This window comes from Paraburkholderia tagetis (assembly GCF_022213065.1).
In the GTDB taxonomy this organism is placed as follows: domain Bacteria; phylum Pseudomonadota; class Gammaproteobacteria; order Burkholderiales; family Burkholderiaceae; genus Paraburkholderia; species Paraburkholderia tagetis.
The window spans coordinates 1-3279 of sequence record NZ_JAKLJA010000105.1 but is presented as its reverse complement, the minus strand read 5'-3'; the positions used below and the strand labels follow the sequence as shown (position 1 = coordinate 3279).

Sequence of the window (3279 nt, the reverse complement as noted above, 5' to 3'; positions counted from 1 at the left end):
ATACAAGAAGTGCTGCGGCGCTTAGGCAAACGGCAGTGGATCGCCGAGAAGTGGACTAACGCTCTCGAGCGTCGAGCCGAGACCGTGAAAATGGCGAGCAAGAACTCGGCACTCTCGAGCACTGAAGCAAACTGCACTAACTGGTAGATTTTTAGGCGTCGCGCACACATAATCGCCCGAAAGGTCAAACCTGCCTGCGCCATAGTGCGACCAGTAAACCAGAAACGGTGTTCTCATTAAACTCATCAAGAAGCCCGTTTACGGTGGCGGTGACGACACAAGAAGAGCCGTATCTGGACGATATATGTAGATTGGGGGCTTCGTGATACAAACCGATTTCGGGAATTTCGATGGCACGAGCTGGGAGCGCTTGTGTCAGTTGGCGTTCAAATTGAAATACGGACCGTCATATCAGCGCATGCCAGCTTCGCCTGGTGACTATGGAATCGAGGGTTGGACGACGGACGGCCTTGCCTTCCAGTGCTATTGTCCAGAACGGCACTACACGCAGGATGAGCTTTACGACGCGATACGCGACAAGATTACGCGCGACTTGGGCAAGCTCAAATCATATGCGCAACAGATAGCTGAGCGAATCGGCGCCACAAAGATTCGGAACTGGCTGTTTGTGACGCCGACGATAAACGACAACGAGCTCCACAAGCACGCCCGGAAGAAGGAGAAGGATGCCCGCAACTGGGAGCTGACTATCCTCACTGAAGACTTCAATATCTCCCTTCTGGATGCTGGCTACTTTTCCAGTGAATTTGAGCAATGCAGACGCAACGCCGGCACCGCGCTGCAGCTTGGCCCGGCAGTGGACAAAACGATAGCCCTGCCGGAGGCACCTGAGGAGTATGACAAGCTCATCGCTCGAAAGAACCGCATGCGCCTCAAATCGCGCCAGGCCAGCCCAACGTTTGAAGCGGAGTTGTCGGAATTCAACAAGATTGTTCAAGGCAAGTTCTTACGCTGTGACCACCATCTGGCGACGATAGAACGGACGTCGCCCCAAGCTTTCGCGCAAGTGATTCGCGTCATCGGGCTTTATGCCGACGAGATGCAAGAGCTCAAGTATTTCTGGACTGGCGAGCCCAACCAGCTGGTGGAATCTGTTAAAGGTGAGCTCGGCAACCGGCTCGAAAAAGAGCTCGGCGGGATTGTCAGCTTCAGTGATGCTCGGACTCTTGCCGACCTAGTCGTAGCGCGCTGGCTTGCCGTATGCCAGCTCGATTTCTCGGAGCCGGTCCAATAATGGCAACCCTCGAGTTCAACGTTCGCCCCTCATCGGTACTTCCCGACCATCGACCGCTATTCAAGATTACCCAGCTTCTGCTTGTATTGTTGCTGTCATCCCGTGGGCGGAAGTCTAGCCTCGTCAGGCTGCAGTTGTTCAACTGGGTTTTAAAAGAGGATGCACGACGAGAAAAGCTCGTTCGAGCCGCGAAGAGCCAGGAAATCGATTTTCCCGCGTGGGGTCTCGACCCTACTGTGCAGACGGCGATGACACTCGCCGCAGCGGATGGGCTCATCACCGCGACCGCCAAAACAGTGACGCTAACCGACAAGGGCAGCACCTTCTGCCAGCGAGCGTTGGAAGAGCAGTTGTACGACGAGGATGCCGCCTACCTCCGCTCACTCAAGACGTCCATCACCGAGAAAATGGTCGACAACATCGTAGAGAAGTGGGTCTAGCATGTTCATCCGTGGAATCGAAATCCGAATCATCAGCGACGGCGAGACGTTTGGGTTCCGTACGCCTTTTGAGCGGGGACTCAACATCATCAAAGGTCGTAACTCATCTGGGAAAAGTACCTTGGTGAACACCTTGATGTATGGTCTCGGGTTTGAGGAACTTGTCGGCGTGAAAGGCGAGCGTGCCCTGACGTCAGCCGTGCGCGACAGCTTCCAGTTCGACGGCAAGACGAGAGTCATCAGCCACTCGGCAGTTTTGGTGGAAGTCGAGAACGCTTCCGGGAAAGTCGTTACCTTCCGGCGGCCTATCCGGAACGAAAACAAGGCGACGAAGCTCGTCGAAGCGTTCAACGGGGCACTGGTCACCAAGCCCGGAGATGCTGTAGGTGAGCCCACGCCGCTCTTCCTGCATGACCCGGGTGCGGCGCAGTACGAGCAGGGGTTTCTGCGCTATCTCGAAACGTTTCTCGGCATGCAGTTGCCTCGTGTGCAGTCGTCAGTTGGCGGACTCACTCGACTTTATCCGCAAGTCGTTGCCGCCGCGCTGCTCATCGAACAGAAACGCGGCTGGACCGATTACATAGCGAATATCCCGTTCTATCAAATCTTGGGTGCCCCAACGCGGGTAGTTCAGTACCTCCTGGGCCTCGACAATTTCAAGCTCGAAGAAGACAGAGCGCTCAACGAGCAGCTCATCAATCAGCTACAAGCTCGGTGGACGGACAATTTGGCTGAGCTTCAGGCTGCCTTGCATATGGTAGGCGTCTCATTACAGGGCATCCCCAAGACCCTCCACAGGTCTTTCGAGCCCGGCCACGCGACGCTCTGGGTAAAAATTGAATCGGAAAACGTTGCGGTATCTGGCGCTGTTTCAAATAAGACGGAACAGTGGCATGCAATCGAGCGCCGGCGCAAAGCCGGGCCGGCGTCGGCTACTCCAGATGTCATCGACCTGCTGAACGAGCAGACCGCCAAGCTGGACATGCTCATGGCGCGCTACGAGACGTTGACGAGTGAAGCACGATTGCGACAAAACACCCTCGTCGAGTTCCGACAGCTCCTGCAGCAGGCGGAATCCGACCTGCGCAAGAACAGAACCACCCGGAAACTTCATGACTTGGGGGCAAGTCTCCGACTTCAATCCGCCGAGGGGAAGTGCCCAACTTGTGGTGCTGACATTGAGAACACGCTGCTTCCCCATACCGAGGGCGTGACACCAATGGACCTGCAGCACAACATCGACTACCTCGAAGCGCAGTCGCGCATGCTGAAAGGTCAGATTGCCGGTTTGGAAAATATGGGCGAGCAATCGGCTGGCCACATCGCGACATTGGGAAGCGAAATAGCGCAGCAGCGAGCTTACGTGGTAAATCTGCGAAAGAACATATCGCAGTCGGACGCAACGCTTGAGGCGGACGTCAGAAAGCAGATAACTCTTGAGCAAGATATCCGTTCGCTTCAGAGGGCAATGTCCCAAGCGTAGTTGAAGGTTGAAGGCGGCGGTTCCCCGTTGGGAATCCGAGAGAATCGGGTTTCCACGACCAACCTTCCCGGACAGGGAACCAAGGAGAACCGCCACATGAA

At 55.6% G+C, this 3279-nt stretch carries 3 protein-coding genes; all 3 read left to right on the top strand.

From position 1 onward, the window contains the following. Window positions 1-322 precede the first annotated feature (322 nt). The 3 genes from L5014_RS38380 to L5014_RS38370 are packed head-to-tail and all read left to right on the top strand — an operon-like array spanning window position 323 to window position 3178. The gene (locus L5014_RS38380; protein WP_238469069.1) at window positions 323-1255 is read left to right on the top strand and encodes a hypothetical protein; all 933 of its coding nucleotides are present in this window, start codon (window positions 323-325) and stop codon (window positions 1253-1255) included. Beyond that, window positions 1255-1695 (top strand): hypothetical protein, encoded by a 441-nt coding sequence (locus L5014_RS38375; RefSeq protein WP_238469068.1) that lies wholly within the window; start codon window positions 1255-1257, stop codon window positions 1693-1695. The genes L5014_RS38380 and L5014_RS38375 overlap by 1 nt, the downstream gene beginning before the upstream one ends. Before the next feature lies 1 nt (window position 1696). Further along, on the top strand, window positions 1697-3178 hold the full coding sequence (locus L5014_RS38370) for an ATP-binding protein (RefSeq protein ID WP_238469067.1): 1482 nt from the start codon (window positions 1697-1699) through the stop codon (window positions 3176-3178). Window positions 3179-3279: the final 101 nt, after the last annotated feature.

Bases quoted from the DNA above. Each gene is read 5' to 3' on its own strand.
- L5014_RS38375 (WP_238469068.1), top strand. From the start codon at position 1,255: ATGGCAACCCTCGAGTTCAACGTTCGCCCCTCATCGGTACTTCCCGAC.
- L5014_RS38370 (WP_238469067.1), top strand. From the start codon at position 1,697: ATGTTCATCCGTGGAATCGAAATCCGAATCATCAGCGACGGCGAGACG.